Consider the following 243-nt stretch of genomic DNA (forward strand, 5'->3'; position numbering starts at 1 on the left):
GACCTGTTGTAATTGGCGTTACATCGGTATTTGATGCTGTAACAGCTGCTCCGTTTAAGGTATCATTGCTTGTTACTGTTCCAACTGTTACGGCTGCTGTACTGCTTGGCACTGCACTGTAATTGTCATTTTGAGCATCTAATGTTCCTTTTACAACTACAGTAGCTGTAGCTGTATCACAGTTTGAAGGATTGGCTCCTACTTCACATAATTGGTACGTGATGCTGTAGCTTCCTGATACTG

At 42.4% G+C, this 243-nt stretch carries 1 pseudogene; it reads right to left on the reverse strand.

Annotated features, from left to right (window positions below):
• Positions 1-243: pseudogene (locus ACHRV0_RS21725) on the reverse strand (hypothetical protein); the annotation flags it as partial.

Source organism: Flavobacterium sp. FlaQc-30 (assembly GCF_044005885.1).
Classification (GTDB): Bacteria; Bacteroidota; Bacteroidia; order Flavobacteriales; family Flavobacteriaceae; genus Flavobacterium.